Origin of the sequence: Agromyces fucosus (assembly GCF_004134865.1) — a bacterium.
Taxonomy (GTDB): Bacteria; Actinomycetota; Actinomycetes; order Actinomycetales; family Microbacteriaceae; genus Agromyces; species Agromyces fucosus.
Map to the genome: position 1 here is coordinate 563295 of NZ_SDPO01000002.1, position 21772 is coordinate 585066.

The 21772-nt window shown below is 71.3% G+C and carries 18 protein-coding genes; 6 read left to right on the forward strand and 12 right to left on the reverse strand.

The window, feature by feature from the left end; all coding sequences use genetic code 11:
* Positions 1-51: 51 nt before the first annotated feature.
* Both ESP57_RS08375 and ESP57_RS08380 read left to right on the forward strand, forming a co-directional pair.
* Positions 52-1338 carry an MFS transporter gene (locus ESP57_RS08375; protein ID WP_129231212.1) on the forward strand — a complete coding sequence of 429 codons (1287 nt, stop codon included), beginning with the start codon at positions 52-54 and terminating at the stop codon, positions 1336-1338.
* Positions 1335-2954, forward strand: coding sequence for an amidohydrolase (locus ESP57_RS08380; RefSeq protein WP_129231213.1), 1620 nt, complete (start codon positions 1335-1337; stop codon positions 2952-2954). The genes ESP57_RS08375 and ESP57_RS08380 overlap by 4 nt, the downstream gene beginning before the upstream one ends.
* Positions 2955-3460: 506 nt before the next feature.
* Here ESP57_RS08380 and ESP57_RS08385 read toward each other — a convergent pair.
* From ESP57_RS08385 to gabT, 6 genes are all read right to left on the reverse strand, one after another.
* Entirely contained in the window at positions 3461-5032 is a 1572-nt protein-coding gene (locus ESP57_RS08385; protein WP_082571126.1) for an APC family permease, read from the reverse strand.
* 11 nt (positions 5033-5043) lie between these two features.
* On the reverse strand, positions 5044-5913 hold the full coding sequence (locus tag ESP57_RS08390) for a universal stress protein (protein WP_056005859.1): 870 nt from the start codon (positions 5911-5913) through the stop codon (positions 5044-5046).
* A complete protein-coding gene (locus ESP57_RS08395; protein WP_341539084.1) occupies positions 5913-7325 on the reverse strand; it encodes a flavin monoamine oxidase family protein in 1413 nt (470 codons plus the stop codon). The genes ESP57_RS08390 and ESP57_RS08395 overlap by 1 nt, the downstream gene beginning before the upstream one ends.
* 63 nt (positions 7326-7388) lie before the next feature.
* Positions 7389-8858, reverse strand: coding sequence for an NAD-dependent succinate-semialdehyde dehydrogenase (locus tag ESP57_RS08400; RefSeq protein ID WP_129231215.1), 1470 nt, complete (start codon positions 8856-8858; stop codon positions 7389-7391).
* 61 nt (positions 8859-8919) lie between these two features.
* Positions 8920-10266 carry a Glu/Leu/Phe/Val family dehydrogenase gene (locus ESP57_RS08405; protein WP_129231216.1) on the reverse strand — a complete coding sequence of 449 codons (1347 nt, stop codon included), beginning with the start codon at positions 10264-10266 and terminating at the stop codon, positions 8920-8922.
* Positions 10263-11621 (reverse strand): 4-aminobutyrate--2-oxoglutarate transaminase, encoded by a 1359-nt coding sequence (gabT, locus tag ESP57_RS08410; RefSeq protein ID WP_129231217.1) that lies wholly within the window; start codon positions 11619-11621, stop codon positions 10263-10265. The genes ESP57_RS08405 and gabT overlap by 4 nt, the downstream gene beginning before the upstream one ends.
* A gap of 146 nt (positions 11622-11767) precedes the next feature.
* Between gabT and ESP57_RS08415 the strand changes: the two genes are divergently transcribed.
* The gene (locus ESP57_RS08415) at positions 11768-13312 is read left to right on the forward strand and encodes a PucR family transcriptional regulator (RefSeq protein WP_129231218.1); all 1545 of its coding nucleotides are present in this window, start codon (positions 11768-11770) and stop codon (positions 13310-13312) included.
* A gap of 12 nt (positions 13313-13324) precedes the next feature.
* On the opposite strand, the gene ESP57_RS08420 is transcribed toward ESP57_RS08415, so the two are convergent.
* Both ESP57_RS08420 and ESP57_RS08425 read right to left on the reverse strand, forming a co-directional pair.
* On the reverse strand, positions 13325-14728 hold the full coding sequence (locus ESP57_RS08420) for a GH1 family beta-glucosidase (RefSeq protein WP_129231219.1): 1404 nt from the start codon (positions 14726-14728) through the stop codon (positions 13325-13327).
* A gap of 133 nt (positions 14729-14861) precedes the next feature.
* A complete protein-coding gene (locus ESP57_RS08425) occupies positions 14862-15464 on the reverse strand; it encodes a PadR family transcriptional regulator (RefSeq protein ID WP_129231220.1) in 603 nt (200 codons plus the stop codon).
* A 71-nt stretch (positions 15465-15535) separates the two neighbouring features.
* Between ESP57_RS08425 and ESP57_RS08430 the strand changes: the two genes are divergently transcribed.
* The 3 genes from ESP57_RS08430 to ESP57_RS08440 all read left to right on the forward strand — a co-directional run bounded on the left by ESP57_RS08430 (position 15536) and on the right by ESP57_RS08440 (position 17125).
* Complete coding sequence (locus tag ESP57_RS08430) at positions 15536-16000, forward strand: SgcJ/EcaC family oxidoreductase (RefSeq protein WP_207904511.1); 465 nt, start codon at positions 15536-15538, stop codon at positions 15998-16000.
* Between the two features lie 73 nt (positions 16001-16073).
* Complete coding sequence (locus ESP57_RS08435) at positions 16074-16268, forward strand: DUF1918 domain-containing protein (protein ID WP_056005918.1); 195 nt, start codon at positions 16074-16076, stop codon at positions 16266-16268.
* 89 nt (positions 16269-16357) lie between these two features.
* Positions 16358-17125, forward strand: coding sequence for an SGNH/GDSL hydrolase family protein (locus ESP57_RS08440; RefSeq protein ID WP_129231221.1), 768 nt, complete (start codon positions 16358-16360; stop codon positions 17123-17125).
* An 11-nt stretch (positions 17126-17136) separates the two neighbouring features.
* On the opposite strand, the gene ESP57_RS08445 is transcribed toward ESP57_RS08440, so the two are convergent.
* From ESP57_RS08445 to ESP57_RS08460, 4 genes are all read right to left on the reverse strand, one after another.
* Complete coding sequence (locus ESP57_RS08445) at positions 17137-17634, reverse strand: FBP domain-containing protein (RefSeq protein WP_129231222.1); 498 nt, start codon at positions 17632-17634, stop codon at positions 17137-17139.
* A gap of 80 nt (positions 17635-17714) precedes the next feature.
* Positions 17715-18641 carry a bile acid:sodium symporter family protein gene (locus ESP57_RS08450; RefSeq protein ID WP_129231223.1) on the reverse strand — a complete coding sequence of 309 codons (927 nt, stop codon included), beginning with the start codon at positions 18639-18641 and terminating at the stop codon, positions 17715-17717.
* A gap of 123 nt (positions 18642-18764) precedes the next feature.
* Positions 18765-20150, reverse strand: a complete 1386-nt coding sequence (locus ESP57_RS08455) for an aminotransferase class V-fold PLP-dependent enzyme (protein WP_115958887.1) — start codon at positions 20148-20150, stop codon at positions 18765-18767.
* Positions 20151-20271: 121 nt separating this feature from the next.
* Complete coding sequence (locus tag ESP57_RS08460; RefSeq protein ID WP_129231224.1) at positions 20272-21726, reverse strand: NtaA/DmoA family FMN-dependent monooxygenase; 1455 nt, start codon at positions 21724-21726, stop codon at positions 20272-20274.
* Between the last annotated feature and the right edge of the window lie 46 nt (positions 21727-21772).

Consider the following 21772-nt stretch of genomic DNA (forward strand, 5'->3'; position numbering starts at 1 on the left):
GCCGCGTCCGACCCCGGCACATCGACGTGCCCCAGCAACCCGGAGACCTCTGTGTCCAACGACCTCACCGTTCGCGTGCCGCTCCGCCTGCCGAGCGCGACCGCGACCTTCACGATCGGCATCGCCGGCTACCTCGGCGTGAACCTCTCGCCCTACATGATCAGCGCGCTGCAACAGGCGATCGGCGCCGACGTGCTCACCGCGAGCTGGATCATCACCGCCACGCTGCTCGCCACCGCCGTCACGGGCCTCGCCATCGCGCCGCTCTGCGCCGGCCCGCGTCGCCTCGCCGTCGCCCGCGTCGGGCTCGCCCTGTCGGTGCTCGGCTTCGCCACCGCGGCGCTCGTGCCGATGCCCACGGCCGTCATCACCGGCCTCATCGTCGGCGGCATCGGCGCCGGCGGCGCGGTCGCCTCTGGCGGTGCCGCGATCGCCGCGTTCACGAACCCCGACCGCGTCGCGGGCTTCAACGGCCTCGCGAACCGCGCCGTCGTCACGGTGATCCTCGCGATCATCCCGCTGATCGGCCTCGCGCCGATCGACGTGTTCGGCGCGCTCGCGATCTTCTCGGTGATCGCTCTCGCCGTAAGCGGATGGCTCCCCGCCGCACCCGTCATCGCGCCGAAGTCGGCGGTCGCCGTCGCCGAGGCCGTGCCCGTCGAGGTGCCGCCGACGGCCGCAGTGCCGGCGCTCGAAGCAGCCGCCGCGACGTCGCGCTCTCTCCCCTCCCCGCGCGCCGTGCGCATCGCAGGTTTCACGCTGCTCGTCTCGTTCGCCCTGTGGGCCGTGAGCGAGGACTCGCTCTGGGCCATGGCCGGGGTCATGGGCGGCGCACAGGCATCGCTCACGCCCGAGGGTCTCGGCCTCGCGCTCAGCGGCGCGACCGCCGGTGGGCTCATCGGCTCGGTGCTGCTTATGATCGTCGGCAACCGCCTCGGCCGGGCAGTGCCCCTCGCCGTGCTGCTCGTCGGCGGCGGCATCCTCAAGATCGTCGAGGGCTTCGTGACCGACCAGACCACCTTCATCGTGGTCTTCATCGCATGGAACACCCTCTACGCCCTCGCGTTCATGTACTTCGTCTCGACCTCGTCGGCCCTCGACGCCGACGGCCGCTGGTCGGCACCGCTGCTCGCCGTGTACCTCGTCGGCTCAGCCCTCACCCCCGTCATCGGGGCCGCGCTCGTCGAGGCCTTCGGCTTCCAGGGCTTCGCCGTGGTGCTCGGCGTCGCGAGCTTCGTGCTCGCCGTGCCGGTGGCCGCCGTCGCCGCGTTCTCGACCCGGCGCGAGCGCGCCGAGGCATCCGCTGCCGCCGCCGAACTCCAGGAGGTCTCCGCATGACCCGCACGCTCGTCACCAATGCCCGTGTCTTCACGGCCGACCCGGCGAACGAGTGGGCCGAAGCACTCGTCGTCGATGACTCGACGCTCGCCTACGTCGGCGACGCGCAGGGTGCGCGGGCAGCTGCGGGCGCGGATGCCGCGACGCTCGACCTCGACGGCCGACTCGTGCTGCCCGGCTTCACCGACGCGCACACGCACCTCGTCATGATGGGCGAGGCGCTCGGTCGCGTCGGGCTCACGGATGCACGCTCGCTCGACGAGATCCAGGCACGACTCCGCGCCGCCCGCGAGGCCGCCCCCGATGCGCCGCGGCTGCTCGGTCGCGGCTGGCTGTTCGACTCCGTGCCGGGCGGCACCCCCGTCGCGGGGATGATCGACGCCGTCGTCGCCGACGTGCCGGTCTACCTCGACGCGAACGACTACCACTCCGTCTGGGTGAACTCGGCGGCGCTCGCCGAACTCTGCATCACGCGCGACACCCCCGACCCGATCGGCGGCGCGATCGGGCGTGACGCCGACGGCGAGCCGAACGGCATGCTCTTCGAGACGGCCGCGCAGCAGTTCGTGTGGAGCCACCTCGCCTCCGTCACGAGCGACGCCGACCGCGACGCCGCGGTCGAGCGCACGATCGCCGCCTATCTCGCGACGGGCGTCACGGGCGTGGTCGACATGGCGTTCGACGAGCTCGGCCTCGCGGCCTTCCAGCGTGCAGCCGAGCGCCGGGGCGGCAGCCTCCCCATCCGCGTGGTCGGGCACTGGTTCGTCGCGAACACGGGCGATGACGCGGCGAACCTCGAGCAGGTGCGGCGTGCCTCCGAACTTGCCACGGAGGTCGACTCGCCCTGGCTCCGAGTCGCGGGCATCAAGCTCGTGCTCGACGGCGTCATCGATGCGTGCACGGCGGCCATGCGGCATCCGTACGCCGACGGCTCGAACGCCGACCCGATCTGGCCGCTCGACCGGCTGAAGCCGGTCGTCGCGGCGGCCGACGCGGCCGGCCTGCAGGTCGCGATGCACGCGATCGGCGACCTCGCGAGCGATCACGCACTCGACGCCCTCGAGCACGCGCACGAGGTCAACGGCGAGCGCGCCCGACGCCACCGCATCGAGCACCTCGAGTACGCGGCGCCGGGCACGGCCGAGCGGATGGCGCGGCTCGGCGTCACCGCGTCGATGCAGCCCGTGCACGCCGACCCTGCGGTCTGGGCGAACTGGGCCGCGATGCTCGGCGACGAGCGCGCCGACCGCGGCTTCGCCTGGCCCGAGTACGTCGAGGCGGGCGCGCTGCTCGCGTTCTCGACCGACGCGCCGACAGCGCCCCACGAGGCACTGCCGAACATGTACGTCGCCGCGACCCGGCGCTCGGCGCTCGACCCGTCGTACGGAACGAACCAGCCCGAGTTCGCGCTGCCGCTCGCCGAGTCGATCGTCCATGCGACGCGGGATGCCGCGGCGTCCTGCGGCGAGGAGCACCTGCGCGGGAGTCTCGCCGCCGGGCTCGCCGCCGACTTCGTCGTGCTCGACACCGACGTGTTCACGGCGGGCGAGGAATCGCTGCTCAGCGCGAAGGTCGTGCGCACCGTGGTGGCGGGGGCCTCCGTCTACGGGTTGTGACGCCGGCGCAGCCTGCGTCGCCTGCGCCGCCTGCGCCGCCTGCGCCGCCTGCGCCGCCTGCGCCGCCTGCGCCGCGCGCGCCGCGCGCGCCGCGCGCGATCTATCGCACCCCCGACCCATCTGGAAAGCCGGGCTCAGCAGGCTCCCACCGGGCGCATGTGAGTTCCGCCTCATGTGAGGCAGAACTCACATGAGGAATCCGGACGAATGCGGGAGCGGCTCTTCGCTATGCAGTTGCCTCATCTCGCGGGTCCGGCAGGTACGCCGTGATGTCGAGCGGCTGCGTGGGCGGCAGTTCGAGGTCGGCGGGGTGGATGAAGTCGTCGTTCATGTGTTCGTCCCTTCGGATGCATGCCCTCACAGAAGACATGTCCGGCAACGGGTGATTCGTTGCAGTTCCGGCGCAAGAACGGTCGGAGTCTGTTTCGCAGCGCCGAGCAGCACGACGGAACGAGGCCGCCCCCTGGTGTCGCAGGGGGCAGCCTCGGCTGTACTGAACCTCGGGCTCAGTCCTCTGCGACCGCGCGCGAGAGCGTCTCGCCGCGGAAGAAGGCCGGGCGCTTGCGCCACTGCCACAGCATGATGACGACGCCCGAGAGCAGCACCACCATGCCGAGCACGAAGACGAGGCCGAGTCCGAAGACGTTCGAGCCGCTGCCGTAGGCCGGGTCCATGCTGTCGATCAGCGTCGTGAAGAACAGCACCGCGAGGATCACGCCGCCGATGAGCGGGAACAGCAGGGTGAAGAAGACGTTCCGCACCGAGCGGAACCACACCGAGCGGAAGAACCACACGCACGCGAACGCCGTGATGCCGTAGTAGAAGCAGATCATCATGCCGAGGGCCGTGATCGTGTCCCACAGCACGTTCTCGCTCACGAAGCGCATGACCGCGTAGAAGACCGAGGCCACGATCGCCGACACGATCGTCGCGTACCCGGGCGTGAAGAAGCGGGGGCTGACCTTCGCGAACTTCTCGGGCAGCGCGCCGTAGTGACCCATCGCGAGCAGCGTGCGCGCGGGCGAGACGAACGTCGACTGCAGGCTCGACGCCGAGCTCGTGAGCACGGCGAGCGAGACGAGCACCGCGAGCGGTCCGAGGATCGGTCCGGCGAGGTGGAAGAAGACGTTGTCCTGGATGTCGGGATTGCCGAGGCCGTACTCCCCCGTGCCCACGCCCGCGAACGAGATGAGCGAGACCGCGATGAGCAGGTACAGGATCACGATCGTGACGACCGTGATGGTCGCCGCGCGGCCGGGCGTCTTCTCGGAACCGCGGGTCTCCTCGTTCATCGTGAGCGTGACGTCCCAGCCCCAGAAGATGAAGATCGAGAGAGACAGGCCCGCCGCGAACGCCGAGAACGACTCGACGGCGAACGGGTTGAACCACGACAGCTCGATCGGCGTCGCGTCGAAGGCGTTGCCGTTCGCGACCTCGATGAGCGCTGCGACCGAGAAGACCACGAGCACGAGCACCTGGAAGCCCACGAGCCAGTACTGCAGCTTCTGCGTCGTCTGCATGTCGCGGTACGAGATCCAGGTCGCCCCGAGCATGAACAGCAGGCACGTCACGACGTTCACGAACGGGTTCGCGGCGATGTCGGCGATCTCGGGATTGCCCGCGATCTGCGAGATCAGGAGGAACAGGAAGTCGACCGCGATGCCCGCGAGGTTCGACAGCACGAGGATCGTCGCGGCGACGAGCCCCCAGCCCGCGAGCCAGCCGACCCACGGCCCGAACGCGCGGGTCGCCCACGTGAACGAGGTGCCCGAGTCGGGCATGCGGCGGTTGAGCTCGCGGTAGCCGAAGGCGACGAGCAGCATCGGGATGAAGCCGACGAGGATGATCGCGGGCACCTGCACGCCGACCTCCGACACCGTCGGGCCGAGCGCAGCCGTCAGGGTGTACGCGGGGGCGATGCACGAGATGCCGATGACGATCGCGCCGATGAGGCCGACCGAGCCGGCCGAGAGGCCCTTCTTCGAGATGCCCCCCTCCTTGCCGTCGATCGCGGCGCTCGCCGTGGTCAGCGGCGCATGCGGCTCGGTGTGGTGCTGGACGGGTTCTTGCTGCGTCATTGCATGGTCCTTCAGGAGGTGGAGCGCGGCACGACGATCATCGGCACCGGCAGCTCGCGCAGCATCTTCGATGCCGTCGAGCCCAGGAAGAGGCGGCTGGAGGCCGCGAGGCGACTGGAACCGACGAGCACGACCTCGCCGGCGTGCCACTCGAGCGCCTTGACCGCCTGCTCGATCGTGTCGCCGGTCGCGACGACCGCGGTGGCCGTCGTCCCGGCGGGCAGCGCACGTCGCGCCGCCTCGAGCACGTCGTCGGCGTGAGCGGTGCTCGCGAGGGACGCGAGCTCCTCGTCCATGCCGGCCGGGAGGTCGATCGAGACGAGCGACACGAGCCGCAGCGGCGCGTGCGTCAGGCGGGCGAGGCGCACCGAGATGTCGAGCACCGACCCCGCTCCGGAGCGCGTGCCGACGGCACCGGTGATGCGGGTGACGCCGAGCGAGACGGGCACCTCGCGGGAACCCGCGGGAGCGAGCGCCACGGGCACGTCGGACGCGTGGAGCAGGTCGTTGGCCACCGAGCCGATGCGCGACCGGCCGAGCAGACCGCCGCGCGCGGCGCCGACGACGATGAGCGACGCGTCGAACTCGTGCGCCGCCGCCACGAGGCCTTCGGCGAACGACTCGGCGTAGCGGATGTGCAGCGCCTGCTCGACACCGTCGCCCAGTCGAGCGGATGCCTCGGCCAGCCAACCCCGCGAGCGCTCCTTCAGGTGGCGCTCGTATCCGGTGTCGGGCGGCACGACGGCGCCGCGCGCCTCGATGGGAAGCACCATCACGACTTCGAGGAGCGCCTCACTGGCTGCCGCGAGTCGCCCGCCGAGGGCGAGCGCGTCGGCGCCGGATTCGTTCGCCGTGTAGCCGACGACGATGCGGGTGACCATCAGCTCGTGCCGAGGATCTCGTCGGCGACCTCGCGGCCGACGCGGATCGCGCCGTCGACGTGCTGGTAGCCCTTGCCCGCCATGTCGGAGCACGAGAAGTGGATCGGTCCGACGGGGGCGCGGAGGTCCGCGCCGTACCGCGCGAGCCCGCCCATGTCGAAGCTCGCAGCGTACGCGCCGCGGGTCCACTCCTCGGAACCCCAGTCGCTCTCGTAGTAGACGACGGGGTTCAGGGCCTCGGGGCCGTAGTAGTGCGAGATCGACTCGAGGATGCGGGCCTTGCGCTCCTCGGCGGAGAGGCTGAAGACACCGTCGGCCTCCTCGTCGGAGACGAAGCCGACGAGGGTGCCGCGGGGGTCGTCGTGGTTGGTGTTGTCGTAGGCCTCGTGCACGAGCTCGTACGGGCTGAACGCGGTGCCCGAGAGGCCCTGCTCGCGCCAGAACGGCGTCTCGTACACCGCGTGCACCTTGATGACGAAGCCCATCGAGAGGTGCTGGTGCATCTGGTGCTGGCGACGGGGCAGCGGCGGCTCGTACGAGATGCGGCTGATCAGGATCGGCGGCAGCGCGAGCACGACGTGCTTCGCGTGCACCTCGACGGAGTCGGTCACGACGACGACACCGGCGTCGGGGGCATCCGGCGTCCAGCGGATGGTGCGCACGGCCTGACCGGTGCGCACGGCGTCGCCGAGGCGCTCCGCGAGGAGCAGCGGCACCTGCTGGAGGCCGCCCACGACGCGCTTGTCGAGGATGAAGTCTGCGTCCACGAGGTTCGAGAACGAGCCGGCGGATGCCGCCATGAGCAGCGCCTGCAGCGCCGAGAACGCGTGGGCGGGCTTGGTGAGCATGGCACCGGCGATGAACATGCCGATGTTGAGCTTGGCCTCTTCGTCGTCGGTCTGGGTGCCGAGCCACTCGGCGAACGAGACCTCGTCGAGCTCCTTCGCGCGCGGGTGCGCCCACGGCGCGTCGGGGTCGATCTCGGCGACGAGCGCGTCGAGCTTCTCGATGAGGCCGACGATCTCGCCCTCGGTCTTGGCCGGCACCGGGAAGATGTCGCCCTCGAAGAGACGACGCTCGCCGTTCTCGGCGATGTAGACGTTCTCGCCCTCGCGGTAGCGCTCGTACGTTGCGAGGCCGAGCTCTTCGAGGGTCTCGATGAGGGCGTCCTGGTCGGGCGAGACCCACTGGCCGCCGATCTCGAGCATGGCCCCGTCGATGTCGTCGGTCCAGAGGCGGCCGCCGATGCGGTCGCGCGCCTCGAGCACGACGACGGACTTGCCGGCGGCCCTCAGTTTGGTGGCGGCGGTGAGGCCCGAGGCCCCGGCGCCGACGATGACGACGTCGCAGTCGATGCGTTCCATGGTGTTCGTACTTCCTTCGGTTGTCCTGCTGGTCGAGTAGGCCTCCAGGGCCGTATCGAGACCTGGGCGAGCGGATGCCGCAGCGCGAGCTGCGACATCCGCTCGGGTGGTTCAGCTCACGGGGATGAGCGTGTACTTCGTGTCGAGGTACTCGTGGATGCCTTCGAGCCCGCCCTCACGGCCGATGCCCGACTGCTTGATGCCGCCGAACGGCGCGGCGGCGTTCGAGACGAGGCCGGTGTTCAGGCCCATCATTCCCGTGGCGAGGCGGTTGATCATGCGGTGGCCGCGCGCGAGGTCCTGCGTGAAGACGTAGGAGACGAGGCCGTACTCGGTGTCGTTGGCGAGGCGCACAGCCTCGTCCTCCGTCGAGAACGTGGTGATGCCGAGCACCGGGCCGAAGATCTCCTCGCGGAGGAGGCGGGCGTCGGCCGGCACGGAACCGAGCACGGTCGGGGCGTAGAACGTGCCCTCGCCCTCGATCGCGGCGCCGCCGGTGAGCACCGTTGCGCCCTTGGAGACGGCGTCGTTGACGAGCTCGTCGGTCGAGGCGACCGCCTTCGCATCGATCAGCGGGCCGATCGCGATGCCGTCTTCGGTGCCGCGGCCGACGCGCATCGCCTGCACGCGCTCGGCGACGCGCTTGCCGAACTCGTGGGCGACCGACTCGTGCACGATGAAGCGGTTCGCGGCGGTGCAGGCCTGCCCGATGTTGCGGAACTTGGCGAGCATCGCGCCGTCGACCGCCTTGTCGAGGTCGGCATCCTCGAAGATGACGAACGGCGCGTTGCCGCCGAGCTCCATCGACGTGCGGAGGATGCCCTGCGCGGCCTCCTTCATGAGGCTGCGGCCGACCTCGGTCGAACCGGTGAAGCTGAGCTTGCGCAGGCGCGGGTCGGCGATGATCGGGCCCGAGACCTTCGACGAGGTCGACGTCGCGATGACGTTGACGACGCCGGCCGGGAGGCCCACCTCTTCGAGCAGCTGCACGAACGCGAGGGTCGTGAGCGGGGTGAGTGCCGGGGGCTTGATGACGACCGTGCAGCCTGCGGCGAGCGCGGGCGCGATCTTGCGGGTCGCCATCGCGAGCGGGAAGTTCCACGGCGTGATGAAGAACGACGGGCCGACGGGGCGCTGCGAGACGATCATGTTGCCGGTGCCCTCGGGGTTCAGCCCGTAGCGGCCCGAGATGCGCACGGCCTCCTCGCTGAACCAGCGCAGGAACTCGCCGCCGTAGGCGACCTCTCCGCGTGCCTCGGCGAGGGGCTTGCCCATCTCCATCGTCATGAGGAGGGCGAAGTCCTCCTTGCGCTCCTGCAGCAGGTCGAACGCCCGGCGCAGCAGTTCGCCGCGCTCACGCGGAGCCGTCGCGGCCCACGCGTCCTGCGCGGCGACCGCGGCGTCGAGCGCCTTGGTGCCGTCGGCGACGGAGGCGTCGGCGATCTCCTTGATCGTCGCCCCGGTCGCGGGGTCGATGACGGCGAGCGTCTTGCCGCCCTCCGCGTCGACCCATTCGCCGCCGATGAAGAGCCCGCCGTTGATGCGGTCGAGCACGGTCGCTTCCTGTGTTGCGGTCGTCATGCGTGTGGTTTCCGTTCGATGATTCGGGGTGACGGGGTCGAGAGCGGTGCGGATGCCGCGATCAGGGGTAGAGCCCGCGCAGCTTGTGCGCTTCGGCGACGCGTTCGACGGCGAGCGCCGTCGCGGCGGTGCGAAGCGAGAGCCCCCGTGTCTCGGCGTATCCCAGCACGTGCTGCCACGCGCTGAGCATCCGCTCCTCCAGTCTGGACTCCACTTCGTCGGCGCGCCACCAGTAGGCCTGGTTCGCCTGCACCCATTCGAAGTACGAGACGATGACGCCGCCCGCGTTCGCAAGGATGTCAGGCACGACGAGCACGCCGTTCTCGCGGAGGATGCGGTCGGCACCGGGCGTCGTCGGACCGTTCGCGCCCTCGACGATGACCGTGGCCTGCACCGAGGCCGCGTTGCCCTCGTGCAGCACGCCCTCGACGGCGGCCGGCACGAGCAGGTCGACGTCGAGCGTGATGAGCTGCGCGCCGTCGATCGCCTCGGCGCCGGCGAAGCCGACGACCGAACCCGTGGCGCGCACGTGGCCCCCGAGCGCCTCGATGTCGAGGCCCGTCGCGTTGAACACGGCGCCGTACTGGTCGCTGACCCCGGCGACGGTGACGCCGGCCTCGGAGAGGAACCGTGCGGCGTCCGCACCGACCTTGCCGAAGCCCTGCACCGCTGCGGTCGCGCGCGACGGCTCGATGCCGCGGTGCCGGAGCGCGGCGAGCGCGATGTGGGTCACCCCACGCGAGGTCGCGCTCGCCCGCCCCTGCGAACCGCCGAGCGCGATGGGCTTGCCGGTCACGACGCCGGGCACCGTGTAGCCGCTGGTCACGGAGTAGGTGTCCATGATCCAGGCCATCGTCTGCTCGTCGGTGCCGATGTCGGGCGCGGGGATGTCGCGCTCCGGGCCGATGATCGGCAGGATCTCGCTCGTGTAGCGGCGGGTCACGCGCTCGAGCTCGGCCTTGGAGTGCTCGCGGGGGTCGATCGCGATGCCGCCCTTCGCGCCGCCGTACGGCACGTCGAGCAGGGCGCACTTCCAGGTCATCCACATCGCGAGCGCCCGCACCTCGTCGATGTTGACGTTCGGTGCGTAGCGCAGGCCGCCCTTGGCCGGGCCGCGTGAGAAGTTGTGCTGCACGCGGTGGCCGATGTAGAGCCGGCTCTCACCCGAGTCCATGCGCAGCGGCACGGCGACGGTCAGCTCGCGGCGCGGGGTCGCGAGCATCTGGTGCAGTCCGTCGGTGTAGCCGAGCAGGCCCACCGCCTCGGCGAGCTGGGAGCGCGCGTCGGTGAGGGGCGTCGCGATGTGCTGCGCGGCCGCGCCGGCTGCCTGAGCCTGTCGAAGGGCAGCGGATGCCGCGGCATCCGACGTTGCGGTCGACGTCGTCGTCGCCGCCAGGAGGTCGGTCATGCGTTCTTCAGTCCTTCCGCGACGACCGAGAGGCCGTCGATGAGCAGTTCGTCGGAGATGGTGAGCGGGGGCAGGAAGCGGATGACGTTGCCGTAGGTGCCGCAGGTCAGCAGCACGACGCCGTTGGCGTGCGCGTACTTCGCGACCGCGTTCGTGAGCGCGGCGTCGGGAGCCCCGGTGGCGGGGTCGACGAGCTCGATCGCGACCATGGCGCCGCGTCCGCGGACGTCGCCGATGCGGGGGTCGGCGGTGCGCAGCGCGTTCAGGCGGCCGATGAGCACGGAGCCGATCTCGCGGGCGCGCTCGATGAGGCCGTCCTGCTCGTACGTCTCGATCGTCGCGAGTGCGGCGGCGCAGGCGATGGGCGAACCCGCGTAGGTGCCGCCGAGGCCGCCGGCCATCGCGGAGTCCATGATCTCGGCACGGCCGGTGACCGCGGAGAGCGGCAGGCCGCCGGCGATGCCCTTGGCGGTGACGATGACGTCGGGAACGATGCCCTCGTGCTCGCTCGCGAACCAGGCACCGGTACGGGCGAAGCCGGTCTGCACCTCGTCGGCGATGAAGACGACGTCGTTCTCGCGGGCCCACTCGACGAGCGCGGAGAGGAAGCCCTGTGCCGGGACGATGAAGCCGCCCTCGCCCTGGATGGGCTCGATGATGATCGCGGCGAGGTTCTCGGCGCCGACCTGCTTCTCGATGACGGAGATGGCCTTGGCCGCCGCTTCGGCGCCCGAGAGGCCGCCGTCGCGGAAGGGGTAGCTGAGAGGTGCGCGGTACACCTCGGACGCGAACGGGCCGAAGCCGCTCTTGTACGGGATGTTCTTCGCCGTGAGGCCCATGGTGAGGTTCGTGCGTCCGTGGTACGCGTGGTCGAACGCGACGACGGCCTGCTTCTTCGTGAAGTGGCGGGCGATCTTGACGGCGTTCTCGACGGCCTCGGCACCCGAGTTGAAGAGGGCGGTGCGCTTGACGTGGTCGCCGGGGGTGAGCTCGTTGAGCTTCTCGGCGACGGCGACGTAGCCCTCGTACGGCGAGACGGTGAAGCACGTGTGCGTGAACGAGTTCAGCTGCGCGGTGACGGCCTCGACGACGCGGGGCGCCGAGTTGCCGACGCCGGTGACGGCGATGCCCGAGCCGAGGTCGATGAGCGAGTTGCCGTCGGCGTCGACGATGACGCCTCCGCCCGCTGCGACGACCGAGATCGGCAGGGTGTGGCCGACGCCCGCGGCGACGGCGGCCGCCTTGCGGGCCATGAGCTCCTGCGAGCGGGGGCCGGGGATGGCGGTGACGAGACGGCGCTCCTGGGCGAGCGAGGGTCCTCCGGTCAGGGTGGCCGGGGTGTCGACGAGAGTCATGAGTGCTCCGATGCGGGGTGACGACGGTGGCTGATGCCGCCAATGCTAGGTCGGCCCGAGCGGATGCCTCAGCGCCCGCGTGTACACTCAGGTGCATCCGTTTGGACACCACGTACATTCGATCCCCGCCGAGGAAGAGGAGCCCCGTGCAGCCGACCGTGCAGACCCTGCTCGACCGCCCCGAGCTCGCGCTCGGCCTGCGCACCCCCGCAGCCGAACTGCCCGAGGGGGCGCTCTCGGCGCGCGTGGTCTGGGCGCACAGCTCCGACCTCGCCGATCCCACGCCCTTCCTCGATGCCGGCCACGTGCTCCTGACGACCGGCACCCAGTTCGGCGACGACGCCGAGGTCGGCTTCGCCTCCGGCTACGTCGCGCGGCTCCGCGAGACGGGAGTCGCCGCCCTCGGATTCGGCACCGAGGTGATCCGCGAGGGCACGCCCGAGTCGCTCGTCGAGGCCTGCACTGCGCAGGGGCTCCCGCTCTTCGAGGTGCCCTACCGGGTGCCGTTCATCGCGATCGCCCGCACGGTCGCCGACCTCATCGCCGAAGACGCCTACGCACGGCAGGCCTGGGCGCTGAACGCACAGCGTGCGATCTCGCTCGCCGCCCTCCGCCCCGACGGTCTGTCCGCGACGCTCGCCGAACTCTCCCACCGCCTGGGGGCATGGGTCGGACTCATCGACGCCACGGGGTCGCTCGACCGCGAAGCGCCCGACGACGGACTCGGCCAGCCGCTGCTCGGCGAGGTCGTCGGCGAGGCGCGCTCGATGCTCCGCCGCGGACAACGCGCCAGCCGCACGGTGGTCGCCGGCGAGTCGACCGAGTCACCGCAGCGGATGACGCTGCAGACCCTCGGCGGTGGTGGCGCGCTCCGCGGCGTGCTCGCGATCGGCGACTCCCCCGAGCTCGACCAGGCCGGTCGCGAGGTCGTCACCTCGGTGATCGCCCTCGCCGGCCTCGCGCTCGAGCAGAACCGCGACCTCGACCGAGCACGCGGCCACCTGCGTTCGGGGCTGCTCCGCGGCATCCTCGCGGGTGATCTGACGCTCGCCGAGCGGGTCGCGACTGAGATGTGGGGGCCGCTCCCGTCGGCGCCGATGCGCATCGCCGTGATGGATGCGCCGCTCACCGCTGTCGACCGCCTGACCGAGCTGCTCGAGCTGCGTGTCGAGGAGCGCGGCGGACGCCTCTTCTTCGGCCGCGACGACGAGCAGTTCGTGCTGCTGCTCGAGGAGGTCGACACCGGGCTCGCCGATGAGCTCGCGACCGAGTTCGAACTGCCCGTCGGCCTCTCCGACCCGGTCGGCACGGGCGGCATCGCGCTCGCCCACGAGCAGGCGCTGCGAGCAGTCGAACGCGCCCGCGAATCGGGCTCGGGCGTCGTGCTGTTCGACGAGATCAGCCGGCAGGGCGTGCTCGCGTTCCTCGCCCGCACCGATGCCCGCGCCGTCGCGCTCGCGACGCTCGCCCCGCTCACCGAGCACGACGCCGAGAACGGCACGACGCTGCTCACGACGACCCGCACGTGGCTCCAGCACGGCGGCCAGTTCGACGCCACCGCACAGGCGCTCGGGGTGCACCGTCACACCGTGCGGAGCCGCATCGCGCTCGCCGAGCGCCTGCTCGGCCGCGACCTCTCGGGCTTCCACGCCCGGGCCGACCTGTGGGCCGCGCTCCTCGCGGTCGACTGACGCCCCGAGACGTCAGCCGCGCGAGCTCGCGATGCGGTCGCGATACCAGGCGTACGAGTCCTTGGGCGTGCGCTCGCCGGTCTCGAAGTCGACGTGCACGAGCCCGAAGCGCTGCGTGTACCCCTCGGCCCACTCGAAGTTGTCGGTGAGCGACCACAGGTAGTAGCCCTGCACGTCGACGCCCTCGTCGATCGCCCGCCGCACCGCCGCGATGTGCTCGTCGAGGTAGCCGATGCGCCGCTCGTCGTGCACGGTGCACCGCACCCCGCCGTCGACGGCTTCCTCCACGACCTCGTCGGGGAACGACGCGCCGTTCTCGGTGATGACGACGGGCGGCAGCCGCTCGCCGTAGTCGCGCGCGAACGAGACGAGCAGCTCGGTGAACGTCTCGGGCATGATCGGCCAGTCGAATCCCGTGGTCGCCACGTCCTCGAACTCGACGGGCTCGAACGGCAGGCCGGCCGCGGCGAACTCGGAGCCCTCGGCAGGCGCCGCAACGCGCGTCGGGTTGTAGAAGTTGATGCCGTAGAAGTCGAGCGGCGCGCCGATCAGCTCGAGGTCGCCGTCTTCGAGCCCGGGTATCGCCTCGAGGCCGAAGCCCGAGAGATCGGGGTAGGCGCCCGTGAGCACGGGGTCGGCGAAGATGCGGTTGTAGATGAGGTCGAAGGCTCCCGCGGCGAACAGGTCGGCCGGGGCATCCGTCGCCGGCACCATCAGGGTGTGGTTGTTCGTGATGCCGACCTCGGCGTCGCCCCGCTCGCGGATCGCGGCGACGGCGAGTCCGTGCGCGAGCAGCTGGTGGTGGGCGGTCGGCAAAGACCCCATCATGAGCGCGTGCCCCGGTGCCTGGCTGCCGAGCGCGTAGCCCTGCAGGGTCGTCATCGCGGGCTCGTTGAGGGTGATCCAGCGCTGCACGCGATCGCCGAGTCGGTCGACCACCAGGCCGGCGTACTCGGCGAGTCGGTAGGCGGTGTCGCGGTTCAGCCAGCCGCCGGCGGCCTCGAGCTCCTGCGGGAGGTCCCAATGGTAGAGCGTCGGCACGGGCGCGATGCCGGCGGCGAGCAGCTCGTCGACGAGGCGGTCGTAGTACGCGAGCCCGGCCTCGTTCGCCGGCCCCGTGCCACCGGGCTGCACCCGGGGCCACGAGATCGAGAACCGGTAGTCGTCGGCGTCGAGCCCGGCGAGCAGTGCGACGTCGTCGCGGTACCGACGGTAGCTGTCGGCCGCGAGCTCGGCGTTCGAGCCGTCGATCACGAGGCCGGGCGTCCGCGTGAAGACGTCCCAGATCGACTCGCCGCGGCCGCCCTCGCGCGTCGAGCCCTCGATCTGGAAGGCCGCGGTGGCGGCGCCCCAGCGGAATCCCTGCGGGAACGTCAGCGCCTCGCCCGGGCGGTCGGGGGTGGCGGCATCGGCCATGGGGAACCTCGCTGTTCGTCGGCTGGCGGCGGTGAGCGGATGCCGCGGCATCCGCTCGGCTCGAAGTGGGACATCTGACCCACTCCGGCCACCCTATCCGTCGAGGCGGCGATCGGGAAGAGCCGGTCCAGACTCACCAGCCAGGGGCCGGCACCTCGGAGAGGTCGGGCCACGGCAGGCCTCCGGACTCCAGCTCGACGATGAGCCCTGCCATCCATTCCTTCTCGGCAGTCAGCCGCGACTGCTCGAACTCGGCTTCGAGGAGCAGCAGACGCGGCACCCCGGCAGCCTCGGCGAGATCATCCGCGAGCCGGGTGAGCTTCAACTCGATCATGGCGACGCGAGCACGCAACGCTGCCACCGTCTCACCCGGGCCGAGTGCACCGACGAACGAGAGCGCGGCGTAGGCGAGCGTGGCGTCGGGCTCGGGCGTCGCGAGCAGCAGTGCGACACGTCGTCGCAGCTCCGCTCGCCCGGCATCGGTGATGGCATACCGCATTCGCTCGGGCCGGCCGGGAGTCTGCTCTGCGCCGGCCTCGATGACGAGACCGGACGCTTCGAGCCTGTCGACCGCGTGATAGAGGCTGCGGGGCAGGCCCTCGACGAAGTCCTTGCGAGTGGCGACCATGAACCGGTGCATGTCGTAGGTATGTCGCGGCCCCAGGCTGAGCAGTGCCAGCACCGTCAGCGACGGCAAGTCTCGATCAGCTCGCTGCAGACGGTCCCGGGTGCTCACCAGACCAGCCTACCGGCGGACTTCATTAGTGCAGATTGCATTATGGCAGTGTGCATGCCAGGATGAGATTCATGAAGAACACGACCACCACGACAATGACCACGGACGAGCAGGCGGAAGTGCTCGTTGCGCTCGACCGCATCCGGGCGGCATGGGATGCCGGCGATGCCGACGCCTACGCGGCCGAGTTCACCGAGGACGCGAGCTACGTGATCTTCGCAGGACTGCACGACCTCGGGCAGGCGGCCATCCGTCGTGCGCACATCCCCGTCTTCGGCACGTGGCAGCGCGGCAGCCGCATGTCGATGCGAATGCTCGACCTGCGGTTCATCGCACCCGGTGTCGCAGTCGTGTTGACCGAGGGCGGCATCGGCAAGGGTGCCCGCATTCGACACGACAAGGTGCAGACGTTCGTCATGGTGCGAGACGGGGCGACCTGGCGTTGTGCCGCCTTCCAGAACACGAAGAAGAACCGCTTCTTCATCGCCATGAATCGGCGCGCGATCGACCGCATGCCCGACGCGCGCCACGACTGACCTCCGGCAGCCTCCCGCACCTTCCACCTCGTGACCCACCGGCGTACGCTGGAAGGACTCGGAGGAGGACGCGATGCACGCAACCGTCGGAGAACGCCTCATCATCCACGGCAAGCAGGTCGGCCAAGCCACCCGCCGCGGTGAGATCCTCGAGATCCGCGGCGAAGACGGCGGCCCGCCCTACCTCGTGCGGTTCGACGACGGCCACGAGACCCTGCTCTACCCCGGCGCCGACTGCGAGATCGAGCCCAAGCAGACTGCGGGCTGAGCACCCGGCGATGCGGCGCTGCCGGCGCGGCGCCCCCGAAGCGGAGGCCGCGCGGCGACGCCGCCGGTGGCCCGCGATAGCGTGGAGGCATGTTCCACTCCTACGCGGCGATCGGCGACAGCTTCACCGAGGGCGTCGGCGACGAGCTCCCCGACGGCTCCGTGCGCGGCTGGGCCGACTTCGTGGCGATCGGCCTCGCCGCCGCCGCGCGCGAGCCCATCGGATACGCGAACCTGGCGATCCGCGGCCGCAAGCTCGGCCCCATCATCGACGAGCAGCTCGACCCCGCGATCGCGCTGCGGCCCGAGCTCCTGAGCTTCAACGGCGGCGGCAACGACATGCTGCGCCCCCGCATGGACGAGCAGGTCACGGCCTCCCGCTTCCGCGACGCGATCGAGCGCATCCGCGCCGAGGGCATCCACGTGCTCATGCTGAGCGGCGCGAACCCGACCGACCACATCCCCATGGGCAAGGTGTTCGACGCACGCGGCGCGCGCCTCACCGCGGCGCTCGTCGACCTCGCCGACCGCCCCGGCGTCACCTTCGTCGACAACTTCAACGACGTGGGCCTCCGCGACATCCGCTACTGGTCGCCCGACAAGCTGCACCTGAACGCGCTCGGCCACGCGCGCGTCGCGAGCAACGTGCTGACCGGGCTGGGCGTCGCCGTCCCGGCCGAGTGGGGCGTCGAAGAGGTCGCCGCTGCGCCTGCAGGCCCCAAGAGCCGCAACACCGCCGCGTACTACCGCGAGTTCGTCCTGCCGTGGATCGGGCGGCGCCTCACCGGCCGTTCGTCGGGCGACGGGCGCGCGGCCAAGCGGCCGACGCTCGAGCCGGTTCCGGATGCCGCGGCCTGACGCCTGAGCGTTCAGGCGAGGCCGAGCACGTCGGCGACGAACGCCCGTGTGCGGCGCGCGAGCCCCTCGATGCGCTCGAGCTCGTGCACGCTCGGCAGCACCTCCGACGGCGCAGGCGGGCGGCCGAGCCGCACGGTCTCCTGGCAGGCGAGGTCGGCGCAGATGTAGGTGCCGATGCTGTCGCCGCGTTCGCCCGCAGCGCCCGCGCGCCGGGCCGAGAACAGCTCCACCTGGTCGCCGGGCTGATGCGTGTGGCAGAGGTTGCAGATCGCCGCGCGGTGGTGCGAGCCGGTGCGATCGGCGGCCCGGAGCACGATGCCGACCGGCATCCCCTCGATCTCGGTGACGAGGTAGCCGCGCGACGGGATGCGGGGGTCTCGCCAGCCGAAGGCGTCGAGCGGCGCCCACTCGGTCACGAAGAAGTGCACGGGCAGCGCGAGCTGCTCGACCTCGGCGGCGTTCGCATTGCCGAAGAGCGAGCGAACGACCTTCTCGTCGAGCGGCTGCATGCCGTCCCCTCCCTGCGTGACCCGCCCAGTCTACGAATCCGCGCGGGTCGCCGGCACCTCCGCACCGGCCGGCCGGGAGCTCAGCTCGCTGGCTCCCCGGCACCTCTGCTCTCGGCGGGCACGCCGTCGGCCGCGGCATCCGCTCGCTCGGGCGCCGGGCCCCGCCGGCGGATCAGGAAGCCGAAGGCGAGCGCCACGAAGAACATCAGCACGCCGTAGACCGCGGCGGGCAGGCTCATCTCGACGCTGCCGATGACGGTCTGCGCGATGACGATCGCGAGCGTCGCATTGTGGATGCCGATCTCGAACGAGCTCGCGATCGACTGGGCCGGCCCGACGCGCAGCAGCCGCGGCACGAGGTAGCCGATCGTGAGGCTCAGCACGCAGAAGAGCACCGTGATGGCGGCGAGGCTGCCGAAGTTCTCGAGCAGCAGCTCGAGGTTCGAGGCGATCGCCCCGGCGATGACGACCACGAGGATGACGACGGACGCGATGCGCACGGGCTTGTCCATGCGGTCGGCGAAGCCCGGGCGCCACCAGCGCACGAGCATGCCGATCGCGACCGGCAGCAATACGATCGCGAACACCTCGACGACCTTCGCGAGCTGCAGCCCGAGCCCGTCGTCGCCCGGCAGGAAGTACGTGATCGCGAGGTTCGTGATGAGGGGCAGCGTGAAGACCGCGAGCACCGAGTTGATCGCCGTGAGCGAGATGTTCAGGGCGACGTCGCCGCGGAACAGGTGGCTGTACAGGTTCGCCGTCGTGCCGCCGGGCGAGGCGGCGAGCAGCATCATGCCGACCGCGAGCACCGGCGGCAGCTGGAAGACGAGCACGAGGCCGAGGCAGAGCGCCGGCAGCACGAGCAGCTGGCAGACGAGGGCGATGATCACCGCCTTCGGATGCTTCGCCACGCGCGCGAAGTCGCCGGGGGCGAGTGAGAGTCCGAGCCCGAACATGATGATGCCGAGGGCGACGGGGAGTCCGATGGTGGTCAACGCTGATCCCATGCGCCAAGTGTGGACCACGACGAGCGGGCGTTGCGTATCGATTCGATGACGGATGGCCGCGCGATGCCGCCTTCACACGGAAGCCCCCGCAGGCGTGGTCTCCGGCGAGGGCGGAGACCTGTCTCAGGCGAGGGCGAAGTCGGGGCGGGGGCGGTCGTCGACGCGCGGACACCAGCCCTCGGGCGAGTGGTCGTAGGCGTGGGCCGGGCCATCGGCGACGAGGCGGGCGAGCGCGTCGAGGAACCGGTCGACGTCGTCGGCAGAGCTGCCGGCGCCGAGGCTCGCCCGGAGGCCGTTCGACCGGGTGGCCGTGCGCTCGAAGAAGGGGTGGGCGCAGAATCGGCCGGCGCGCACCGAGACGCCGTGCTCCGCGCCGAGCGCCGCGGCGAGGAGGCCGACGGAGCCGCGCTCCAGTTCGATCGTCGCGATGCCGAGCCGGTCGCTCGGCCCGCCGTTCGAATCGACCGGCTCGCTGAATCCACTGAGCACGCGCACGCCCTGCTGGCCGGCGAGGCCCGCGTGCAGTCGCTGCGTGAGCGCGTGCTCGTGGTCGCGTCGCGCGTCGTCGCCGAGCCGCTCGAGTTCGGCGAGCGCGCGGGCGATCGCGACCGCGCCGATGACGTTGGGGGTGCCGGCCTCGTGTCGTTCGACCCCGTGCTTCCAGTCGACCCCGTCGGCCCGCACCGCGGCGACGGCGCCGCCGCCCGCGAGGTAGGCGGGTGCCGCGTCGAGCCAGTCGGCCCGGCCCACGAGGGCGCCGGCGCCGAATGGCGCATACGCCTTGTGGCCCGAGAAGGCGAGGTAGTCGATGCCCGACGCCGTGACGTCGACCCGGCGGTGCGGCAGCAGCTGCGCCGCGTCGACGGCGATGCGGGCGCCGCGTGCGTGGGCGATCTCGGCGAGCCGGTCGATCGGCAGCACCTCGCCGGTGACGTTCGATGCGCCGGTCACCGACAGCAGCGCGGCCGGCGTGCGGGCGAGCTCGGCGTCGAGGGCCTCGAGGGTCGCGGCGATGGTCGCCCGCCCCTCGACGAGCCGGCGCGAACGCCAGGGCAGCAGGTTGGCGTGGTGCTCGAGGTCGAGCACCACCGTGTCGCCGGGCACGGCACCGGCGAGCAGGTTCAGTGCGTCGGTCGTGTTGCGGGTGAAGACGACGAGGTCGTCGTCTCGGGCGCCGACATGCCGGGCCACCGCGAGTCGGGCGTCTTCGACGAGCGAGGTCGACAGCTGCGACGGGTACCCCGACCCGCGGTGCACGCTCGCGTAGTACGGCAGCACGCGCGTCACCTGCTGCGCCACGACGTCGAACGCGGGCGCCGAGGCCGCGACATCGAGGTTCACGTGTCGCACGAACCCACCGCCGAGCACGGGCACCTCGAGGCCGGCGTCGGCGAGCACCGCGAGCGGGCCGGGCCCGCCGGATCGGGGTCGCGCCGCGGCATCCGTCGCCTGAGCGGCCGGTGCACGGCGCGCGGTGTCGCGCGTCGCGAACTGCTCGGTGACCGTCACGGATGCTCCTCGATTGCGGGTGTCCGCGACAGGTTACGGATCGCCGGAATCGCCCTCAACCACGCTCGCCGCGAAGGGTCACACCGCGACACATTGCGACACACAGTTGCCCGCCCTTGCGCTACGGATGCCGCCGCGTCGACGCGAGTCGTCCGCGCGACCCCTGCCCGTGGCCGTGCTGGACAACGCCTCCCGGATCGCCGATCGTGGCATGAACGCTCTCGGGGCGCGCGAGTCCGAGGTGGTCGCGCAGCGTGTCGCCCGTGTACTCGGTCGGCAGGATTCCCCGCCGCTGCAGCTCGGGCACGACCTGGAACGCGAACGCCTCGAACTGCTGCGGCTGCACCGCCGAGAGCACGTTGAACCCGTCGACCGCGCCGGCGGCGCCCCACGCCTCGAACTCGGCGGCGATGTCGTCGGCGGTGCCGACGATCATCGACGCGTTGACGGATGCCGCGACGACGAGGTGCCGCAGGGTCGGCGGCCGATCGCCCGACGGGCTGCGCCCCGTGCGCTCGGCGACGATCTCGACGAGCTCCTGTCCGGCGGCGCTGAACTCGGCCACGAGCGCGGGCGTGACCGCGCGGTCGGGCGAGAGCCCGCCGAGGTCGACCCCCACGAGAAGCGAGAGCTGCGCAAGCGAGCGGTTCGACGGGAACGCCGCGGGCGGGCCGCTGGGCCAGTCCTCGGCGATCTGCACGAGCTCGCTGAGCTCGTCGGCGATCGACTGGGCGTGCTCGCGCGTCTCCCCCACGATCGGCAGCACGGGCGCGATGACCTTCAGCGTGCGGTCGTCGCGACCCGACTCGAAGGCCAGCGAACGCAACTCCTCGCGGATCGCGATCGCCTGCTCGCGGTCGCCGACGGCGACGAGCGCGAGGTCGGCGCTCTGCGCGGCGAAGAGTCGCGACCGCGGCGAGATGCCGGCGTGCACGATCGGCAGGTGGCCCTGCACCGGGCGCGGCACGTTGAGCGGACCCGTCACGCTGAGATGCTCGCCGTGGAAGTCGGTGGCGTGCAGCTTCTGCGGGTCGAGGTACACGCCGCTCGCGGCATCCGCGACGATCGCGTCGTCGTCGAAGGAGTCCCAGAGCCGCCGCAGCACGATCTCGAACTCGACCGCGCGATCGAACCGCGACTCGTTCGCGGTGTGGAAGTCGACGCCGTGATTGGCTGCTGCGCGCGGCTCGGCGCCCGTCACGAGGTTGAGGCCGGCACGGCCGCCAGAGAGCAGATCGGCAGAGGCCGTCGCACGGGCCAGGGTGTACGGATCGGAGTAGCTCGTGTTCGCGGTCGCGATCAGCCCGATGCGGCTCGTGACGCCCGCGAGGTAGGTGATCGCCGCGATCGGGTCGACGCGGGCGACGAGGTACGGATCCTGGAACTCGAGGTCGTGGCCCGTGGCGAGCCAGTCGCCGAAGAAGAGGTAGTCGAGTCGCGCGGCCTCGGCCACCTCGGCGGCTCGCCGCAGCACGGCCGCGTCGCCGCGCGGGTCGCGATGAGCGCCCGGGTATCGCCACCCCGAGGGGTAGGCGCCGATCGCCCTGACCATCGCGCCGATGATGAGTCGTGTCATGTCGACCTCCTGAACACGACGGTAGAGAGCACGAGCGGATGCCGCG

Bases quoted from the DNA above. Each gene is read 5' to 3' on its own strand.
- ESP57_RS08385 (WP_082571126.1), bottom strand. From the start codon at position 5,032: ATGACGCAGCAAGAACCCGTCCAGCACCACACCGAGCCGCATGCGCCG.
- ESP57_RS08390 (WP_056005859.1), bottom strand. From the start codon at position 5,913: ATGGTCACCCGCATCGTCGTCGGCTACACGGCGAACGAATCCGGCGCC.
- ESP57_RS08460 (WP_129231224.1), bottom strand. From the start codon at position 21,726: ATGACACGACTCATCATCGGCGCGATGGTCAGGGCGATCGGCGCCTAC.
- ESP57_RS08435 (WP_056005918.1), top strand. From the start codon at position 16,074: ATGCACGCAACCGTCGGAGAACGCCTCATCATCCACGGCAAGCAGGTC.
- ESP57_RS08445 (WP_129231222.1), bottom strand. From the start codon at position 17,634: ATGCAGCCGCTCGACGAGAAGGTCGTTCGCTCGCTCTTCGGCAATGCG.
- ESP57_RS08380 (WP_129231213.1), top strand. From the start codon at position 1,335: ATGACCCGCACGCTCGTCACCAATGCCCGTGTCTTCACGGCCGACCCG.
- ESP57_RS08430 (WP_207904511.1), top strand. From the start codon at position 15,536: ATGAAGAACACGACCACCACGACAATGACCACGGACGAGCAGGCGGAA.
- ESP57_RS08450 (WP_129231223.1), bottom strand. From the start codon at position 18,641: ATGGGATCAGCGTTGACCACCATCGGACTCCCCGTCGCCCTCGGCATC.
- ESP57_RS08440 (WP_129231221.1), top strand. From the start codon at position 16,358: ATGTTCCACTCCTACGCGGCGATCGGCGACAGCTTCACCGAGGGCGTC.
- gabT (WP_129231217.1), bottom strand. From the start codon at position 11,621: ATGACTCTCGTCGACACCCCGGCCACCCTGACCGGAGGACCCTCGCTC.
- ESP57_RS08420 (WP_129231219.1), bottom strand. From the start codon at position 14,728: ATGGCCGATGCCGCCACCCCCGACCGCCCGGGCGAGGCGCTGACGTTC.
- ESP57_RS08405 (WP_129231216.1), bottom strand. From the start codon at position 10,266: ATGACCGACCTCCTGGCGGCGACGACGACGTCGACCGCAACGTCGGAT.
- ESP57_RS08400 (WP_129231215.1), bottom strand. From the start codon at position 8,858: ATGACGACCGCAACACAGGAAGCGACCGTGCTCGACCGCATCAACGGC.